Annotated in this window: 12 protein-coding genes; 7 read left to right on the top strand and 5 right to left on the bottom strand. The window is 73.1% G+C overall.

What is annotated here, in order from left to right:
* Positions 1-36 precede the first annotated feature (36 nt).
* Entirely contained in the window at positions 37-1,158 is a 1,122-nt protein-coding gene (gene dpgA, locus ACWY4P_RS02370; RefSeq protein ID WP_456212782.1) for a 3,5-dihydroxyphenylacetyl-CoA synthase DpgA, read from the bottom strand.
* 42 nt (positions 1,159-1,200) lie between these two features.
* Positions 1,201-2,343 (bottom strand): glycine amidinotransferase, encoded by a 1,143-nt coding sequence (locus tag ACWY4P_RS02365; protein ID WP_456208409.1) that lies wholly within the window; start codon positions 2,341-2,343, stop codon positions 1,201-1,203.
* 621 nt (positions 2,344-2,964) lie between these two features.
* Here ACWY4P_RS02365 and ACWY4P_RS02360 point away from each other — a divergent pair.
* Genes ACWY4P_RS02360 through ACWY4P_RS02330 form a run of 7 tightly spaced genes read left to right on the top strand, consistent with a single transcriptional unit; the run spans position 2,965 to position 13,784 of the window.
* A complete protein-coding gene (locus tag ACWY4P_RS02360) occupies positions 2,965-6,120 on the top strand; it encodes an AMP-binding protein (RefSeq protein ID WP_456208408.1) in 3,156 nt (1,051 codons plus the stop codon).
* 49 nt (positions 6,121-6,169) lie between these two features.
* Entirely contained in the window at positions 6,170-7,003 is an 834-nt protein-coding gene (locus tag ACWY4P_RS02355; protein ID WP_456208407.1) for a hypothetical protein, read from the top strand.
* On the top strand, positions 7,000-7,245 hold the full coding sequence (locus ACWY4P_RS02350) for a phosphopantetheine-binding protein (protein WP_456208406.1): 246 nt from the start codon (positions 7,000-7,002) through the stop codon (positions 7,243-7,245). Before ACWY4P_RS02355 ends, ACWY4P_RS02350 begins: the two co-directional genes overlap by 4 nt.
* 21 nt (positions 7,246-7,266) lie before the next feature.
* A complete protein-coding gene (locus tag ACWY4P_RS02345; protein WP_456208405.1) occupies positions 7,267-10,602 on the top strand; it encodes an AMP-binding protein in 3,336 nt (1,111 codons plus the stop codon).
* Positions 10,603-10,615: 13 nt separating this feature from the next.
* Positions 10,616-11,653 carry a S66 peptidase family protein gene (locus ACWY4P_RS02340; RefSeq protein WP_456208404.1) on the top strand — a complete coding sequence of 346 codons (1,038 nt, stop codon included), beginning with the start codon at positions 10,616-10,618 and terminating at the stop codon, positions 11,651-11,653.
* Positions 11,650-12,474, top strand: coding sequence for an alpha/beta fold hydrolase (locus ACWY4P_RS02335; protein WP_456208403.1), 825 nt, complete (start codon positions 11,650-11,652; stop codon positions 12,472-12,474). The genes ACWY4P_RS02340 and ACWY4P_RS02335 overlap by 4 nt, the downstream gene beginning before the upstream one ends.
* Positions 12,471-13,784, top strand: a complete 1,314-nt coding sequence (locus ACWY4P_RS02330) for a preATP grasp domain-containing protein (RefSeq protein WP_456208402.1) — start codon at positions 12,471-12,473, stop codon at positions 13,782-13,784. Before ACWY4P_RS02335 ends, ACWY4P_RS02330 begins: the two co-directional genes overlap by 4 nt.
* Here ACWY4P_RS02330 and ACWY4P_RS02325 read toward each other — a convergent pair.
* The 3 genes from ACWY4P_RS02325 to ACWY4P_RS02315 are packed head-to-tail and all read right to left on the bottom strand — an operon-like array spanning position 13,781 to position 19,225.
* A complete protein-coding gene (locus tag ACWY4P_RS02325; protein ID WP_456208401.1) occupies positions 13,781-15,490 on the bottom strand; it encodes an amino acid adenylation domain-containing protein in 1,710 nt (569 codons plus the stop codon). The two genes, ACWY4P_RS02330 and ACWY4P_RS02325, sit on opposite strands and share 4 nt — an antisense overlap.
* Before the next feature lie 11 nt (positions 15,491-15,501).
* The gene (locus ACWY4P_RS02320; protein WP_456208400.1) at positions 15,502-16,872 is read right to left on the bottom strand and encodes an MFS transporter; all 1,371 of its coding nucleotides are present in this window, start codon (positions 16,870-16,872) and stop codon (positions 15,502-15,504) included.
* Complete coding sequence (locus tag ACWY4P_RS02315; protein ID WP_456208399.1) at positions 16,862-19,225, bottom strand: non-ribosomal peptide synthetase; 2,364 nt, start codon at positions 19,223-19,225, stop codon at positions 16,862-16,864. The genes ACWY4P_RS02320 and ACWY4P_RS02315 overlap by 11 nt, the downstream gene beginning before the upstream one ends.
* Positions 19,226-19,586: the final 361 nt, after the last annotated feature.

The following is a 19,586-nucleotide window of genomic DNA, read 5'->3' as shown; positions in this document are numbered from 1 at the left end:
TCCTGGACAGGTCTGCGGTTCGTACGGTTCGTACGGTCACCAGCGCAGCAGGGCCAGCTCGATGGTCGACCCCGGGCCCATGGTCATCAGCACCCCGTGGTCGCCGGGCCCGACGACGCCCTCGTCGAGCAGCCGCTCGTACGAGAAGAGAAACGATCCGCTGGAGAGATTTCCGTAGTCCCGCAACACCCCCGTGGTGTGCCGGACGTCGTGCCGTGACAGGCCGAGGTTGATCCGGACCGAGTCGATGACCTTCTTGCCGCCCGAATGCACCACCCAGTGCGCGATGTCGGACCGGCGCAGCCCCGCGTCCGCCAGGAGCTGGTCGACGGACCGCTCGGCGTGCGCGCCCACCACGTACGGGACCTCGGGATCCAGGAAGAAGCTGAACTTTCCCTGGCCGTCGTCCCAGGTGTAGCGCATCGCGTCGATCGCGTCGGGGATCATCCGGCTGGCGAACCCGAGCACGGCGGGCGCCCGCACGGGGTCCCGCTCCTCCTCCGCGACCACCGCGATCGCCGCGGCGCCGTCCCCGAAGAGGCTGTTGACCACCGAGGTGCGCATGGTGCGGTCGAAGACGTACGCCGCGGAGCAGGCCTCGATGCAGACCATCAGCGCCAGTTGCCCCGGGTGCGCGCCCGCCCAGCCCGTCACGGCGCCGAGCGCGTTGAGCCCGGCGTTGCAGCCCATGCCCACGACGTCGATCCGGGAGCAGGTGGGGGACAGGCCCAGCTCCTTGAGCAGCAGCGCGCTGAAGCCAGGAGTGAGGAAGCCGGTCGAGGAGACACAGCACAGATACCGGACGTCCGCCGGCGAGGCCGCCGCCCGTTCCAGGCAGGACTCCACCGCCTCGCGCCCCATGGCGAGCCCGCTGACGGTGTGCTTTCTCAGCAGCTCGCCCTGGGTCTCGACGCGCGGGGAGCCGTCCGGCCCGCGCGGGGGCAGGGTCAGATGGCGGCGGTGGATCGCGCTGTTGGCGAACACCGACCTGATCCGCGGATCCTCGATGCGGAACAGGTCCAGGATCTCGCCCTGGGTGTATGAGTGCGGGGGTACCGCCGTACCGACCGCGGTGATCCGAGGGAGGAGACCCGTCGGCCGGTGGGCGCCGGTGCCGACCGGTGGTAAGCCCTCCCCGTTCTCGGTCCGCAACGTCAGGCCACCTCCCTCATGCAGTTGACGACAGCGGATACGGACGGCTCAGCCGAGGTAGTCCTCGGGGCCGCCCTCCCGGACGGTGTCCAGGGTGAAGCAGTGGAATCCGCCGCCGAACAGCCGGCGGTGGCGGTGGCGGACCGGCACGACGGTGAACCGGTGTTCCTCCAGCGTGCGGATCAGCTCCGGGCACGCCTCGTTGACCAGGACCGTGTCGGGGCTCACCGACAGCACGTTGAGGTCGATGAAAGGGCTGGTGAGCACCAGGTCGTCGTCCTCGTACCGGGGGAAGTTGTTCGCCCCGGGCGGCGGCGGGACGATCATGTCCCAGCCGCGCAGCGGCTCCGGCAGGAAGTCGGCGACCTCCTTGGAGCGCACCAGCAGGGTGCCGGGCCGCAGGGCGAGGACCATGCTGTCGATGTGGCTGTCGCTCAGGCGGTGCACCCGGTGGACGCGGAACCGGCCCTCCAGGTGGCGTTCGAGCCAGTCGCAGGCCATGGCGTGGTTCTCGGTGGAGATGTTGACGACGAGGTCCCGGCCCAGCCGAAGACACTGGGCCCCGTCGATCATCAGCTCGTACCCGACGTCATAGGGCGAGGGCTGGGGGTCGTTGATCGGCTCCACCGGGCCGCCGGCCGAGCTGTTGGCGTACGACGGGTCGAAGGAGCCGTCGGTCATCAGCGGCCGTGGCATGACCGTCCAGCGGGCTCCCTGACGGAAGTACTCCGCGAAGACCGGGGTGAGGAACTGGGTCTCGAAGTAACGAGATCTGATCTGCGGTGGCGTCTCGATGATCTCGTCACCGAGGATGAGGGTGTTGTCCCGCACGTTCAACGGCGGGACCACGGCCGCCGACCAGGCCGGTGTCTCCACCTGGGCGGTCGACTCGGGCAGGTCCATGGGCCGGTGCACCCGTACCGACAGGGATTCCAGGGTCCGGACGATGCCTTCGAGATCCTCGTTGAGTTCGTCGACATACCGCTGCTTGATCGGTGACTGGCCCGGCGCCCGACCGGCCGGCGTGGATCCCGGCGCGGACAGCCTGGGGTAGTACCACTCCGAGCGCGTGATGTTGTCATGAAAGAACAGGTCAAACGACAGTTCCCGCTCGTGGGAGGTGTAGTTCAGAGCCGAGCCGACTATGACTTCCTTGAGCGGAGACCATTCGTCGAAACTGTTCAATCGCATCGCTGGCTGCCCCCTTTTCGGGTTCTGCTTTGCGGAATGTCTGCCCCGCGGAAACAAGGACGGGCTACCGGGGAGGGGAGCGGCGTCGGCGGGGAGAGTTGAGGAAACAACCGTCGCTGGTTCAACCGATGACGGGTGCGCTGCTCACGATCTGTCCGAACCGGGTCCGGTTAGGGGTGACTCCCGGCGTGAGTGGGGGTGTCGACCGGTAGTGCCCGTGATGGTCGAGCAGTAATGACAAGATTGCGCAGCACACAGTGTTCGAGATCATTTCGCTCGGTGTCAAGGGGGCATTATAAGTGGAGTCCTGGAATCCGCTGGGGAGTCGATTCGGTGCCAATCGAACATCTCTCTGTATTCCGCCGGGCCGCCCCATCGGACGTTCATCATCGGTAGCCAAACGCGTGATAGAGACGTAATATTGGCGGACGCTGACAGGCCTGCCCCGCCTGCAATCACGCCTCCGCGACCCATGTCGTCCATTGCATTCGCGCATGTCGCGCACGCCCGTGCCCCCCCTCTCGCGACCCCGGATTCGCGGTAGCGGCATGAGCCGATTTCGGCCCGCCCTTCAACGACGGCCCGGCGAAAAAGAGAACCCGCCTACCAGGGAAGGAACTCATGCGTCACGGTGCGCCCGAGGACCCCTACGTCTACGGTGAGCGGATCGACCGCGTGATCGCCCGGTGGGGGGAGCAGACGCCGCACGCGGTCGCCGTACAGCAGGGCGACCGCTGTCTGAGCTATGCGGAACTCACCGTGGCCGCCTCCCGGGTGGCCGGGGCGCTGCGGCTGCGGGGCGTGGGGCCGGGGGCATTCGTGCCCACGCTGATGGACCGCTCCCCGGAGCTGGTGATCGCCCTGCTGGGCATCATGCGGGCCGGCGCCGCCTGTGTGCCGCTCGACCGGTCCTGGGCTCCCTGGCGGATCGACGACCTGATCGACCGCGCGGCGGCCGATGTGGTGATCGCCGACCCGGATGAATCCCGTGTCCTCGGGCCCGCCGCCCGCGTGACCGTGGACGCCCTGCTGCGTCCGGTGGCGAGCGGCGCCGACGGGGCCTTGGCGGAGTGGGGCGAGGGGACGGACGCGGCGTGCGTCGTGCTGGCGTCCGGCTCGACCGGCCGGCCGACCGGCGCCGTCTGCCCGCACCGCGCCCTCGTACGAGCCCTGGTCGGGGCGGTCGGCCAGGCGGCGCCGGTGGACCGCTCCACCCGGTTTCTCCAGTCCGCTTCCCCCGGTCTCGAGGCCTTCGCGGCCGAGCTGTGGCTGCCGCTGCTGCACGGGGGCAGCTCGGTGCTGGCGCCCGCCCGCCAAGGCCCGCCGCGGGCCGAGGCGTTGCGCGCCGCGACCCGCGACGGCGGCAGCAGCGGCTTCGACGGATTGCTGCTGCCGAGCGCGCTGTTCCACGACCTCGCCGAGGAGGACCCGGGCCTGTTCGACGGGGTGCGCGTCCTGGCGGTGACGGGCGCGCCGGTCTCCGCCGCGCACGCCCGCGCGGTCCTCCGGCGCGCCCCCGGACTGCATCTGCTGACCGGCTACGGCCCGGCGGCGGCGTCGATGTTCGCCACCACCTTTGTCGTGGGCGAAGCGGACGTGGCGGAGACCGCGAAGGCCCTCCCGCTCGGGCGCGCCACCGTCCACACGGACGTGGTGGTCCTCGGCGAGGACGGCCGGGCCCTCCCCGCCGGTGAGACGGGAGAGCTGGTGGTCGGGGGCCACGGGGTGGCCCGCGGACTGCTCGGCGACCCGGACACGACGGCGAGCGGGTTTTTCGAGTCGGCCGGGGAGCTCATCCCGCCCGGCCGGTACTGCCGCACGGGCGACCTCGGGTGGCGGGACGAGAGGGGGAATCTGTGGTTCGAGGGCCGTCGCGACGGGCGGTTCAGGGCCGGGGGTTCGTGGCTCGAGCCGTCGGAGATCGAGGCGGTCCTGGAAGCGGACGACCGGATCGACTCCTGCGTGGTCTTCCCCTGCGAAATCTCCCCGGGCGCCTGGGAGTTGGGCTGCCTCCACACCACCCCCGACGGGCTGCCGCTGCCCAGCGGCGCCGTCCAGGACATCGCGGCGGGCCGGCTGACCGGGGCGAGGATTCCCACCCTTGTCCGCCACGTCCCCCGCCTCCCCCTCGCGGCGGCTCTCCGGGTGGACCTCCAGGCCCTGGCCGACGAGGTGCGCGGACCGGCCGAAGAGCCGCTGTCCGCGGGCGGGTCCAGGGAGCAGGGCACGTGTGATCCCCTGCTCGACGAGGTGCGCGGACTCCTGGACCGGCCCGCCCTGCGCCCCGACGACGACCTCCTGGACGCGGGCATCTCCTCGCTCGACGCGGTACGGCTGGCGGCCCGGCTGAGCCTGCGTTCCGGCACCAAGGTGACGGTCGCGGACGTCTACGGCACCCGGCGGCTCAGCGCGCTGTGGGCGGGGCCGCGCGCGGCGGACACCCCCTCCGGGACCGCGGTCCACAAGGACTCGGCGGCTGCCCCGGCTCCCCCAGAACGGACGGGCGACCGGCCGCCCCCGCTCTCCCACGCGCAGAAGCGTTTCCTGTTCACGGAGTTCGACTCGCCCGGCGACGCCGACAACCTGGTGGTCAGGCCGTACGTACTGAGTGGCCCGCTCAGGGAGGACGCCCTGCGCGGCGCGCTGGGCGACGTGGTGCGACAGCATCCGGGACTGCGCACGATCTACCCTTGGCAGGGGAGCCTCCCGGTGCAGCGCGCCATCGACCCGGAGGCCCTCCGCTGGGAGACGGTTCCCCCGCCGGACGACTGCCGGCACGCGCCACCGGACGAGGCGGCCGAGCGGATCACCGAGGACTGGTGGCGCACCCCGTTCCGGCTGGACCGGGAGATCCCCCTGCGGGCCCGGCTGTGCCGGGTCGCGGACGAACGGGCGCTGTTGTGCCTGCAGTTCCACCACATCGCCTTCGACGACTGGTCCGAGTCGCTGATGCTGGCCGACCTTCGCCACGCGTACGAGCGGCGCTCCCGGGGCGAATCGCCGTCGTTCCCGCCGAACCCCGGATACGGGGCCCTCGGCGGCTGGGAGGAGCGGCATCTGGCCGACTGGGCGGCACAGGACATGCCGTACTGGACCCGGACCCTCGCCGAGTGCCCCGCCCCCTTCCTCCCCGAGCCGGCCCGCCCCGACGGCGAGGCGGCGGCGGGAGAGGCCGTCGGCCACATCGACAAGGACCGCGTGGAGCGGCTGACCCGCGCGGCGCGGCGGTGCGGCGGACCGCCGCTGGCCGCGCTGACCGCGGCCACCGGGCTCGCGCTGGCCCGGGAGTTCGGCGTCGAGGACCTGTGCCTGGGCGCCCTGACGGCGGGCCGCTTCGACGCCGCCCTGGACCCGGTCGTCGGATTCCTGGTCAACCCCTTCGCGGTGCCGCTCCACGGCTTGCGGGAACCGCCGGACGCGGTGCTCGCCATGGCCGCCCGACGGGTCCTCGACGGACTCGAACACGCCAAGACACCGTTCGACGAACTGGTGCGGGTGCTACGGCCGGACCGGCGCCGCAGCCCCTGGTTCCAGGCGTGGGTGGTGCTCCAGAACCCCTCGCCCGCGGTGGAGCTGGGCCCGGACCTCACGCTCCAACCCCTCCGGACCCGATGGCCGAGCACCGCGCGCGCATGGATGATCCAGGCCATTCCCACCCTGGCCGGCGGCTGGGACCTCGTCTCGACCTGGCGCGAGGACGTCATGGACGCGGGGGTGGGCAAGGCGGTCATGGCGGGCCTCGAACGCGCCCTGGCGGAACTGGCCGGGGCCGCGTGACCGGACAGGCAACCACAGAGTCCGTTTCCTCCGCAGGGAAGGCCAGCGCATGACCACAACGACGCCCGACGCCCGCGAGGACGGCGCGCTCCCGCCCGGCCCGCCGCTGCTGGTGCTCGACTATCCCGGGCACAGAACCCAGGCGCATGTCGCGGACCTCGGCCTCGAGGCCCACGGCTTCCGGCTCCATCCGCTGCTGAGCGAGCCGCTTCCCCAGGAGGTCACCGGGCGGCGGTACGCGAAGCAGCTGACGGCGGGCGGTCCGCCCGAGCACGATCCGGGCGGGATCCTGGCGTACTGCTCCGCGTCGGCCATCGCGATCCACTACGTCCGCCTCCTGGTCGACGGCGGAGCCGCCGCGCCGCCGCTCGTCGTCTTCGACCCTGAGCCGACCGAGGCGCGCCACATCACCGACGCCTATGCCGCCGCACTCGAGCAGATCTCCGGCCGTACGGGCCCCACGGGACCGGCTGTGGACGTGGCCGCGCTGCTCGACCGGCCCCAGGCGCTGCTGGAGACGGTACGGGACGATCTCCTCGGCCGGGCGAAGGGCGCCCTCCGCGCCGAGGGGCTGAGCGACCGAGCGGCCGCGGGCCCGGTGGCACACTTCGTCGGCCAGCACATCTCCTGGCTCGCCCATCTGCTGGCGGCATGGGGCCCGGTGGAGCGGGAGGCGACGGGCCCCATGCTCCAGGTGCTCTCCCAGAGCCATCCCGACCACCGCGACTGGCTCCTGGGCGGCGAGCCGGAGACGGTCCGGGTCGACTGCGAAGGGCCACGGTTGATGGCTCATCCGGCCACCCGGGAGGCGGTCCTGGAATTCCTCCGGCCGCCCGCCCGGACGCACGGCGAAGGCTTACGGCAAAGGAGGCAGCCCCGGTGACGGACACCCGACTGCGCGCCCACGCGGAGGAGATCTGGCGCGATGTCCTTCAGGTGGAGATCAACGATGACACGGACTTCTTCGACTTCGGCGGCCACTCGTTCGTGGCACTGCGGATCATCGCGATGCTCGACGACCGGCACGGCATCCGGCTGCCCGCGCGCGTCCTCTTCGAGAACCCGCGGTTCGGCGACTTCGTGGCGGCGCTCGGCACCGCGCCCGCGACCAACGGCAGCAGCTGACCGCGCAGAGGGGGTGACGCCATGACCAACCCAGCCGGGAAGCCCGCGGCCGAGGTGGCGGCCACCCGGCCCCGCCCCGCCGCGGGCCCCGCGAAGAGCGACGAAGACCAGGAACTCTCCTGGGAGCAGCGGGAGTCGCTGCGCCGCGAATCCACGCCCGGCGCCGGCTCCGCGTACCTGCTGTCGAGCGCCGACATCCGCGGGTCCCTGGACACCGGCCGGCTGCGGGCGGCGCTGGAGCGGCTGACGCACGAGCACGCCGCCCTGCGTACCGTGTTCCAGCGCCCGGGACGGCGCGCCGGGGCCGAGGTGCCCCGGCGCCGTGTGCTGTCCGTCCACAGCCCCGTCGTGATCAGCCAGCGGCTGCCGCCCGAGGCCGGGGGCGATCCGGTCGACACCGCACACGCGCTGATCGCACCGTCCGCCTCGTCGCTGCTGCGACCCTTCCAACGCCCCCCGGTCGTCTTCGTGACGAGCGAGGTGGGCCCGGGGCACACCGTGCTGTCCGTGCTGGCCCATCCGGCGCTCCTCGACCCATGGAGCCTTGGCCCGCTGTGGCGGGAGCTGGCCGCCGCGTACGCGGGCCACGGCGGACCGACCACGGACCGCCCCGCCACTGCCACTGCCACTGAGGAGCGGGCCCCGGACACCGCGTCGGCCGTCCGCCGCCGCGCGGAAACGCTCGCCGGATGGCCACAGACCATGGAGCTCCCCGGCGACATCCGCCGTGGCCGCGAGCGCGCGACCGACCGGGCGCGGCTGCGCTTCGGCCTCAGCGCGGAGGCACGCGCCGCGTGCGACCAGGCGCGCCGCCGGTGCGGGATCCCGCGCGACGCGGTGCTGCTCGCCGCCTGGTCCCTGGTCGTCGGCCGCCGGGCCGGAGTCTCCCGGCTGCTCATGGGCCTGTACACGGCAGGCCGTACGACGCAGGGGCCGGGGGCATCGCGGGCGCTGGGGGCCGCGGGCCGGCTGCTCGTCGTGGGCAGCGAACTCGCCGACGACCGTTCGGTCGCCGACTGTCTGACGGCCACGGCGCAGGAGATGGGCCGCGCCCTGGACTGCGCCGACGCGCCGTTCCACGAACTCGCCGAGGCGCTCGGGGCGCTCGGCGACCCCTCGCGGCCACCGGTGGTGCAGGTCGCCTTCGACGCCCACGACGAGCTGATGCCCACCACCCTCGTGGCCGACGGCATCACCATGGACATCCGCGAGGGGCCGCGGAGCGACCTCGCCCATGACGCCGTCCTGAGCGTGCTGCGCTGGGGCGAGACGCCCCTGCTCGCGCTCGACTACGCCCCCTCGGTGGTGCGCGGGGACGAGGCGGCCGAGCTCGCCCACGCGGTGGACCGGACGCTCGTCGAGCTCGCCGCGGAGCTGGACGCTCCCTCAGCTGACGCTGGGCGGGTCCCCCTGCTGGGACACGTCCGCACCTTCACCGCGGAACAGCGCGAGCGGCTGCTGTCGGACGGCCACGCACCGGTGTCGGGGCCGCGCGGCCCGCTCGACGTGTGGCGGCTGTTCGAGGAGGTCGCGCACGCCCGCCCCACGGCGGTCGCCGTACGGGACGCGGACCCGGCCCAATGCCACACCTATCGCGAGCTGTTGACGGCGGCGGAGGAGCAGTCGGCCACGCTCGCCGCCGCCGGAGTGACCGCGGGGGACCGGGTCGCGCTCGCCGTGCGGCGCTCGGCCCGGGAGCTCGTGGCGGTGCTGGCCGTCCTGCGCCTGGGCGCGGCCTACACCTCCCTCGAACCGACCATGCCGCCCAGGCCGGCGGCGCGGCTGCTGGACAGCGCGGGTGTGCGCGTCGTCCTCGGCGACGAGCGGCGGCTGACCGCCCTGGGCGATGCCCTCGAGGGGCGTGTCGCACTGGCCATGAGTGGAGACAAGCGGCCCCGCCCCGCGGCCGGGTCCCGGGCCCCGGCGCGAGCGGAGCGCCGCGTCCCGCCGGCCGCCGTCGTGGACGGTACGGCGGCGGCGTACCTGCCGCCCGTCCTCGGCGCCACCGGTGCCCCCCGGGCCGTCCCGGTGCCGCGCTCCGAGATCGTCCGGCTCGCCCACGCCCCGGAGTACCTGCGCCCGGGAGCCGCTGACCGCTTCCTGCGGCTGGCGCCCCTGGCCTCCGACGTCTCCGCGCTGGAGATCTTCGCCCCGCTGCTGGCCGGGGGCACCGTCGAGGTCTTCCCGGTCGGCCCCGCGGACCCGGACCCGCTCGCCGCGTTTCTGCGAGCTCGCCGCGTCACCGGGATGTGGCTGGACGCCGGGAAGTTCCGCCAGGTCGCCGACTACCGGCCGGGCGCCTTCGCCCCCACCACCCAGGTGCTCGTCGGCCGTGACGTGGTCCCGCCCGCGCAGGTCGCCCGGGTCCTGCGGAGCTGTCCGGGGCTCCGCGTCACGCACACCTACGGACCGGTGGAGTACGGCGCCCTCACCGCCGTCCTGCACCTCGACGACCCGGCCGAGCTCATCGATCCGCTGCCCATCGGCCGCCCCGTGGCCGGGACCGGCGCGCTCGTCCTGGACGCGGGCGGGCGGCTCGCCCCGCCCGGAGCCGTCGGCGAGCTCCATGTGTACGGACACGCCGACCCGGCCCCCCGCCCCGGCCCCGGCGCGGGCCGGGTGCCGCACCCGACCGGCGATCTGGCCCGGTGGGACTCCGCGGGGCGGCTCCGGCTCGTCCGGCGGCGCCCCGGCGAGGTCACCGTGCGCGGCGCGGGGGTCGATCTCGTCGGGGTGGCCCACGCCCTGCGGGAGCACCCGGACGTCCGCGACGCCGTGGTGCTCAAGACCGGGGGAGGGGAACTGCTGGCGGGCGTCGTGATCCGCGACGACCCGTCCCTCGCCGAGGTGTTGCGGGTCCACGCCTCCGAGCGGCTGCCGAGCGAGGCGGTCCCGAGCCTGTGGGTGCTCATCGGCGAAGCAGGCGCCATCCCGCTCGGCCCCGACGGCACGCCCGACGAGGGGGTGCTCGCGCGGCTCGCCACCGCCGGTGACGTCGTGGGGCGCAGGGCCGCGAAGGCCCGCACCGAGGTGACCGCCGCCCCACTCGACGCCCCGCTCCCCCCGGCGGACACCACCGCGAACGGCACCGCCCGCGACGCCGCCCAGGGCCCCGCCGACCAGGCGCCGGACGTGGAGACGATCGTCCGCTCGGCCTGGCAGGACGCGCTGGACGGGGCCGAGTTCGGCCGTGACGACGTCTTCTTCGACGTCGGAGGCACCTCGGTGCACATGCTCAGGCTGCGCGCGAGCCTGCACAAGCGGCTGCCGGACCACGGCATCACCGTCCAGGACCTCTACCACCATCCGACGATCGCGGAGCTGGCCGCCCATCTGCGGCGCGGTCCGAGTACCTGACAGGAGGCCCCGGTTGAACACACCCCTGCGGATCCCCGCGCCGGTCGGACCCGGCGCCCACATCCGGATCGTCAGCCCCACCTCGCCGAGCGCCGCGCTGCTCCCGGACCGCGCCCGCCGGGGCGAGTCGGCACTCACCGGCCTGGGCTTCACCCTCTCCTACGGACGCCACGCCCTGGACACCTCGCACGGGGACGGCACCACCGCCGGGGACGCCCGGCAGCGCGCCGCCGACCTCATGGAGGCCTTCGAGGACCCCTCGGTCGACGCCGTCCTCTCGGCGGACGCCGGGGACGGGAGCGTCGATCTGCTCGACTTCCTGGACCCCGAGGTGTTCGCCGCCCACCCCAAGCCCTTCATCGGGTTCTGCGACAACGTCGTCCTCAACCAGTTCCTCGCCTCCCACGCGGGGCTCAGCTCGCTCTACGGCTGCACCCTCATCGCCCAGCTGGGCGAGAGCGGCGGCGCGTTCCCCGAGACGGTCGACTCGCTGGCCCGGGCGCTCAACAGCTCGGCGCCGCTGACCTGCCGTCCGGTCGGCGACCGGACGGGTGAGTGGATCAACTGGTACGTGACCGAGATGGACTCCCGGCCACGGCACCGCCGGATCCGCGGCGGCTGGACCTGGATCGGCCCGGGCCGGGCGACCGGCCCGCTCGTGGGCGGCGAGATGATGGTGCTGCCTCCCATGATCGAGAGGTTCGAGCTCTCGCTGCGCTCCGCGGTCCTCTTCTGGCACGTCACGTTCAAGTCGCTGGAGCCGGAGACGACCTTCCGATGGCTGTGCGAAACCGCCGACCTGAACGACATCGCCGGGATGGTCGTCGGCGCGCACCCCACCATCCCGCCGCCCGAGTGGGCGGGGCGCGTCGCCGACCTGCTCGACGAGCTGCTTCCCGGGCTGCGCTGCCCCGTCGTCGTCAACGCGGACATCAGCCACCTCGGGCCCGCCTGGACCGTCCCGTACGGCGAGCCGGTCACCCTCGACTCGTCGAAGGACACGATCGAGTTCCCCCGGGCCGGGGCCATGGCGCACCGGGGCGGGCCGTGACCGGGCAGGCGCCCGGGGCAGGCGTGCCGTTCAGCCAGTGGGGGACCGGTGCCCCGCCGCTCCTGCTGCTCCACGGCTTCATGAACAGCCACCTCGACTGGGCCGAGGTGGCCGAGGAGCTGGCCACCGACCGCCGGGTGGTGGCCTACGACCTGCGCGGCCACGGCGACAGCGCCCGCCCGGGCGGGCGTGGCGGTTACTCGCTCGGGCAACTCGTCGACGACCTCGACGCGTTCGCCGCGGCACACCGTCTCGCCCCGTTCGACCTGGTCGGCCACTCGCTGGGCGGCGTCGTGGCGATGCGGTTCGCGCTGGCGCGCCCCGGACAGCTGCGCTCGCTCGTGCTGATGAACGCCGCGGCCGTACCGACCGGGGCCATCGCCCCCGAGGTCATCGAGCGGCTCACGGAGATCGGCCGGCGCGAGGGCATGTCGGCCGTGGCCGACCTGCTCGACCGCATCGGCGCCCACACGGGCAGCCGCCGCACCGACGCCCAGCGCGCCCGCTCCCGCGCCAACATCGGCCGCATGGACGCCGAGGCGTTCGCCGCCTTCGGGACCGAACTCGGGGCGTACGCCTCGATGCTCGACGACCTGGCCGGTCTCACCCTCCCGGTGACGGTGATCTTCGGGGAGGACGACGCACTCGGCGGAGCCGAATGCGCCGCCATCGCGGAACGCGTCCCCGGCGCCCGGATCAGTGTGATTCCCGAGGCGGACCACGCGCCGCACGAGGAGAACCGCGAGGCGTGGCTCGCGGCCGTGCGCACGCATCTGGCCCGGCTGCCGGTTCGACTTTCGACTGGAGGAGACCCCAGGTGACCAGGGTGTTGATCGCCAACGAGTTCAACGAGGACCGGGCCGGCATCGCCGACGCGAAGCGTAAGAAGACCGCGTGGTGGACCCAGCGGATGCTCTGGCTCGTGCGGGACGGCGATGTGCTGGTGATGGCGGTGGAGCCGGACGAGGAGTACCTGGGCTACGTCCTGGCGCTGACCGGCACCCGGCGCTCCACGGTGCGGGTCGTGGTCCCACCGCCCGGCGCGCTCGGCACCGGGGTGTTGACCCCCGACCGGCTTCAGAACCCGGAGTTCCACGACGCGTTGCGCACGGCGCTGGGGGGACGCGTGGTCGACAGCGTGATCTCCCTGCACCCCGACACCAGCATCGCCGCACTGGCGCGCGCCCTGGGCGTGGCCGAGGCCCTGCCCGGCCATGGTTTCCTCGAACAGGGCGGCGGCAGGCTCGTCAACAGCAAGGCGGTCTTCCGCGCCCTCGCCGGCGGCGTCGGCGCCCCGGTGCCCGACGGCGGGGTCTGCACCGACCGCGCGGGCGCCGAGGAAGTGATCTGGCGGATCCTCGGCGACGGACACCCGGTGATGCTCAAGCACGACCTGCGCGCCGGCGGCCGGGGAAACGAGATCCTCAGCCCCGTCGAGGGAACCGTCCCCGTCGGGGCGCAGCACGCCGTCGTGGTGGCCGACCGGGAGGCGCTCCGGAGCTATCTCGCACGGCGCTGGGACTGGCTCACCAGCCACGGGCAGTCCCCGGCGGTCGTCGAGCGGTACTTCCCGGACAGCCACGCCGTGTTCGCGGAGTTCGAGATCGGCGCCGACGGGCCCGTGTTCGCCGGGCAGGGCGAGATGATGTCGGCCCCGCTGGCCGCGGCCCAGGTCATCCCGGCACCCTGCTTGACGCCGGGCCTGCTGGCCGAGCTCACGGACGGGGCCCGCCGGTTGTGCGAGCCGCTGCACGCCATGGGGTATCGGGGCATGCTGAGCGCGGACGCCATCCTCACTCCCGGCGGGGACATCCTCTTCACCGAGTACAACGGAAGGATCACCGGGTCCACCCCCATCTACCGCGTCATCGGCGAACACCTCGTGGGGCCCGACCACATGACCACGCGCTCGCTGTTCGACCACGACGGCTGGCCGGTGCCGTCGTTCCGGGAGGCCCTGGACACCCTCACCGACGCAGGGCTGGCCTACGACCCGGCGACCCGTACGGGGGTCGTGCTCGTCATGCCGTACAACGCCGGCAACAGCTCGATCAGGTACTGCGTCGTCGCGGAGACCTTCGACGCGGCGCTGAAGTGCCGGCAGGTCGTCGCCTCACTGTTCGAAGACTAGGGTCGGGACGGGCGGGCCGTGGTGGTCAGCGACTTCCGGTCCACCTTGCCGTTGTGGGTGAGGGGCAGGGTGTCGAGCACCTGGATCCACCGGGGGACCATGGCGGGCGGCAGCAGGTGTGCCAGCCGCTCGCGGACAGCCTTGCACACCGTGTCGGTGTCGGTGTCGGTGGTTGGCTCCGCGCTCTCCACGAAGAGGCTGAGGGCGGCCGTCTCCGCGTCGCCGGTGATGACGGCGGCGGCCGCGCGTACCCCCGTGACGGACTCGGCGACGCACTCGATCTCGCCGAGTTCGACCCGGTGGCCGTTGACCTTCACCTGCGTGTCCCCGCGGCGCAGCCACTCCAGCCGGCCGCCGACGACGCGGACGATGTCGCCCGTGGCGTACATCCGGCCGCCCGGGGCCGGGGACCAGGGGTCGGGGACGAACCGCTCCGCCGTGAGGCGCGGCTGCCCGCGATAGCCGCGGACGACCGCCGGACCGGCGATGTACGCCTCGCCCTCCGCCCCGTCCCGGACCGGCGTCAGGGTGTCGTCGAGCACATGGACGCGCGCGTGCGGCAGGGCGTCGCCGATGGAGACCCGGGGCCCGTCGATGGCCCACGCGGTCGCCCACACCGAGGCCTCCGTTGGTCCGTACAGATTGAAGGAGCGCGCCGGAAGCTCCGACAGCCGCTCGGCGAGCGACGGGGGCAGCGCGTCACCGCCGCACAGCAGGGTCTGCCCGGGGCCGAAACGGGCGCCGGAGTCCAGCAGCATCCGCCAGCGCGCGGGGGTGGCCTGGACGAGCGTGGGCGCGGCCGTGTTGACCAGTGCGGCCAGCGAACGGGCCCGTGGCAGCCAGGTGTACGGCGCCACCACGCAGGTGCCGCCGGTGACCAGCGGCAGGAAGATCTCCAAACCCGCTATGTCGAAGCACAGTTGGGTGCTCAGCAGGGTGCGCTCGGCGGCCCCGGGCGGCAGCGTCCGGACCATCGCGTCGAGGAAGTGCGCCAGGTTGCGGTGCGTCACCTCGACGCTCTTCGGCTGCCCGGTGGACCCTGAGGTGAACATGATGTACGCGAGGCCGTCCGGCTCGCTGAGGCCCGGGGAGGGGTCGGGAGCCACCCGCTCGCACAGCTCCGCCACCCCGACGACGGGCACCTCGACACCGGACAGCGCCTCGGCGTAGTGCGGTGCGCACACGACGCGTTCCGCGCCGCTGTCGCGAACCATGAAGCCCAGCCGCGGCGCGGGGTAGCCGCCGTCGAGGGGCACATACGCGGCGCCGCAGGCAAGGACGCCGAGCAGCAGCGCGAGCAGATCGGCCCCGCGGTCCACGCACACCCCGACGACGCCGCCGGGCCCGATGCCCTCGCGCGCGAGCCCCGCGCGGATCCGCGCGGCCCGGGTGGCCAACTCCCCGTATGTGTGCACGGCCGTGCCCTCGACCACCGCGACGCGGGTGGGGTCGGCGCGCGCCTGCCGGGCGAAGCTGCGCTCCACGGTGTCCGGCGGGGCGGGGTCGGGGGCGACCGCGGCACCTGCGTCCGCCGCCTGCCACGCGCGCGCCGCCGAGTCCAGCGCGGTGGCGCGGTCGGAGGGCGCGCCGACCGGGCGCCAGCCGTCGGGCGGGGTCCGCTCCGCGGCCCAGACCGAGAAGTGACCTCGCCCGTTTCCGACCGGTATCCAGGAGGTGTCCGCGGGTGGCGTGCCGCCGTCCAACAAGGCGTGTCCTCCTACTGTCGTCCGGCTTCCGCTGCTGCTTCCGTTTCCGCCGCTTCCGTTGTTTTCCCGGTCCCGGCCCCGGCGGCCTCCCGGGAGGCCGCCCCGGCGGGATTCGGGTCCGAGGTCTGCCGGATGAGCGTGGGGGAGGTGACCGCGATGAGGAGGATGCCCACCACACAGGCAAGCCCGCCGCTGACCGCGCTGAACCTGAGGGAGGTGAGCGAACCGACCGCGCCCGCCTCGGCGTTGCCCAGGTGCGGACCCGCCTCGCCGACCACGAAGCCCACCGAGTTGACTCGCCCGCGCAGCGCGTCGGGGGTGTGGGTGTGCAGGATGGTCGACCGGAAGACTCCGTTGACCATGTCGGCCGCACCCGCCACCGCGAGCACCGGCACCGCGAGCCACAGCCACGGGGTGAGGCCGAACGCGACGACGGCCAGCCCCCATACGGCGCTCGCGACCAGCACCGCCCGGCCCTGTCTGCGCACCCGGGACAGTGGGCCGGACACCGTCGCCCCGATCACCCCGCCGAGGGCCGGTGCCGCGTACAACAGGCCCACCGTCTGCGGGCCGCCGTGGAACTGCTCCTCCGCGAACGCGGGAATCAGCGACAACGGCATGCCGAAGACCATGTTGTTGAGGTCGAGGAGCAGGATGGAGCGGATCGCCGGCTGGTTGCGGACGAACCGCAGCCCCTTGACCACCGAGCTGAGGCCCGGTGGCGCGGCCTCCTTGTCCACCGGCATGGCCCGCAGCCGCAGGGCGGCGTAGGCGGCGAACAGGAAGCTGACCGCGTCGATGGCGTAGGCCGTGGACGCCCCGGCCGAGGCGATGACGACGCCGGCCAGAAGCGGGCCGATCACGATGCTGGCCTGGAAGGACATCTGCTGCAGGGCGGCGGCCGCGGCATAGCGTTCGGGAGGCAGCAGGAACGGCATGAACGTGCGGGAGGCCGGCACGTTGAGCGCGAAGAGGCAGGACTGCAGGGTCACCAGCACGAACAGCAGCCACAACTGCCGCAAGTCCAGCATCGCCTGGACGGCGAAGACCGCGGAGACCACCACCGACAGGAGCGAGGTCACCAGGACCAGCTTGCGCCGGTCGACCGCGTCGGCGATCGAGCCGCCGAACAGTCCGAGCGCGATCGTCGGCGCGGCCTCGGCGAGCCCGATCAGGCCGACCATCAACGAGGAATGGGTGAGCGAATACGTCTGTACGGGCACCACGACACCGGTGATCATGTTGCCTGTCGTGGAAATGGTCTGGCCGACCCATAAACGCCGGAAATCCGGCGACTCCCGCAACGGCCGTAAATCGGCTAACAGGCGTTTTTCTGTGTCCTGGCCCGAGTCCGTGTTGTCGGAATTCTCGTCAAGAGCCATCGGTTCTCCCACGGCCGGCAGGAACAGGAACAGGAAGAAGGTGCCGGTCGACCTTGCCGCTCGCGGAGAGCGGAAACGCGTCGAGCCGGAGAATGACGGACGGAACCATGTACGCGGGCAGGACTCGGCGGAGCCGCCGGGCGAGGTCCGCGGGGTCGAGCGCGTCCGATCCCGTGACATAGCCGAGCAGCCGCCGCCCCTCGGACGGGCCCGCGGAGGCGACGACCAGCGCGTCCCGCACCCCCGGGCAGCCGCGCAGGCGGTGTTCGACCTCGCCGGGGTCGATGCGGTAGCCGCGGATCTTGACCTGGTGGTCCATGCGGCCGAGGAACTCCAGGGTGCCGTCGTCCAGCCAGCGGCACAGGTCACCGGTGCGATAGACCCGGGACTCGCCGGGGAACGGATCGTCGGGGAAGCGTTCCCCGGTGAGCTCCGGACGCCCCAGATAGCCTCGCGCGAGCGAGTTGCCCGCGACGCAGAGCTCACCGGGCACCCCGAGAGTCCGTGGCCGCATGCGGTCGTCGAGGACGTGCAGCCGGGTGCCGCCGACCGGGCGGCCGATGGGCACCGGGCCGGGGATGTCGTCACAGACGAAGTGGGCGACGTGGACGGTCGCTTCGGTGGGCCCGTAGAAGTTCACCAGCCCCGGACCGGACGCCCCCAGCGCCGCCCGGAAGCGCCGTACGTGGTCCGCGCCGAGTTCGTCGCCGCTCGCGAAGACCCAGCGCAGCGTGGACAGCCGTCCGGCGGAGCGGGTCGCGGCCACGTAGTCCGCGAAGGGGCCGAGCATCGGGGGGACGAAGTGGGCGACGGTGACCCTGTGGCGGGCGATCGCGGCGATGACCGCCTCCGGATCGCGTTCCTCGCCGGGGTCGAGCAGACACAGCGCGGCGCCGCCGGACATCCACCCGAACAGCTCCCAGACGGACACATCGAAGGTGATGGAGGTCTTCTGCAGGATCACATCACCCGGGCCCACCGGATAGCGTCGCTGCTTCCAGGCCAGCAACTCGACCACGGAGCGTTGTTCGACCATGACACCCTTCGGCGTCCCGGTGGAACCCGAAGTGTAGATGACGTACGCGAGGTCGTCCGGCCGCGCCCGCGGGGCAGGCGCCGCCGCGGGGGGCAAAGACGCCTCCGCGCGCAGATCGAGGACCGGCACGGAGGCATGCGCCCGCGGCCGGTACGCCCCTCCCGCCAGCACAAGGACCGCACCGCTGTCGCGGAGCATGAAGCCGATGCGCTCCTCCGGAAGCGACGGAGCGATCGGAACGTACGCCGCGCCCGCCTTGAGGACGGCCAGGATGCCGACGACCAGCTCGGACGAGCGCTCCGCGAGGACCGCGACACGGTCGCCCGGGCCGGCACCGCGGGCCGCGATCAGGCGGGCCAGCGCATTGGCCCGCCCGTCCAGCTGGGAGTACGTCAGGGAGCCGCTGGAGTGCAGCAGGGCGACGGCGTCGGGCCGCTCGGCGGCCGTGCGCTCGAACAGCTCATGGAGGGTGGCCCGGGGGGCATCCGATGCGCCGGTGTCGTTGAACCGCGCCAGCAGCGCCTCGTCGTGGTCTGTGAGCAGGTCCAAGTCCCGCAGGCTTCGCTGCGGATCGGCGAGCGCCCGGTCGAGCAGCGCGGTGAGGTGGCGGAGCAGACGGACCGCGGCGGGCTCGGCGAACCGGGCGGGGGAGTAGTGCAGCACCGCTTCGAGAACACCGGTGACGCCGGCGGGTCCCGCAGACGTCACCGGCCGCGAGAAGGAGAGCAGCAGCGGCGCATGACCCCGCTTCGCGTCGACGGCCTCGTGGACGTGCTCCATCCGGATCGCCACGTCGAACGGTGGCTGTCCCGCGATGTCCATCGCTCCGGCCTCCAGCAGCGCCTCCAGCGGAAAGTCCTGGTGGGCGTAGGTCTCCAGGACCGCGGTCCGCATCCGCCGCCGCACGGTGGCCAGGACGTCCGTGCCGCTCACCGCGCAGCTGACGGGCATCAGGATCTCCGGACCGGCGCGGTCCGGCCCGGCCTCCGGCGCCCCGCCCAGGGCGCGGGCCTGGCCGATCGTCACGGTCTCCGCGGCGGTGTACAGATGCAGCAGCGCGGCCACGCCCGCGGCCAGCAGGACATACAGCACATGCGGGCGGTGTCCGCTCTCCTCGTCCAGCCGCCGGGACAGCGCGTCGGGGAACCTGTACCGCACCATCCGGGGCGGGCCCGACCGGTCCTCGGCCGCCGGCGCCGGACGTCCGGGGACGCGGGTTCGTGCCCCGGCATCGAGGCGGCCCTGCCAGAAGCGCGCGTGCGCCGGCTGCCGCGCGGCGGCCAGTTTGAGTTGCCCGATGGAAGCCTGACCCGTCATAGCGTCTCCCCCGGCTGGAAAAGGGCCCGGCGGCGCACCGACCGACATTCCCGATCCATGGAACGGGTCCAGAATGACGCCCCGCGGAGGGTCATCAAAGGTCGACGCCGACGGAGCACCAAGAGGTCTGGAAAGGACGTCAGGGACTTCGCTCTATTTCGCTCGGTGGCGGCTGCGGAGAGGGCGTCCGGTGGTATGTGGGACCCCAGATACGGCGGTGACTTTACCGCAGACATTGCCGGTATCGCTACGGCCGTCACCGCCCGCTCGACTCCCCCGGGACAGCGGCGCACCCTCTGCGGCGACGAGCGGGGCCGTCGCGATGCGTAATGCTTCGGACGGCGGCGCGAAAGGCTCTTGC

It is taken from the genome of Streptomyces sp. LZ34 (assembly GCF_053890475.1).
Note: the sequence above shows the minus strand (reverse complement) of the source record. Positions and strands in the feature narration are given on the sequence as shown.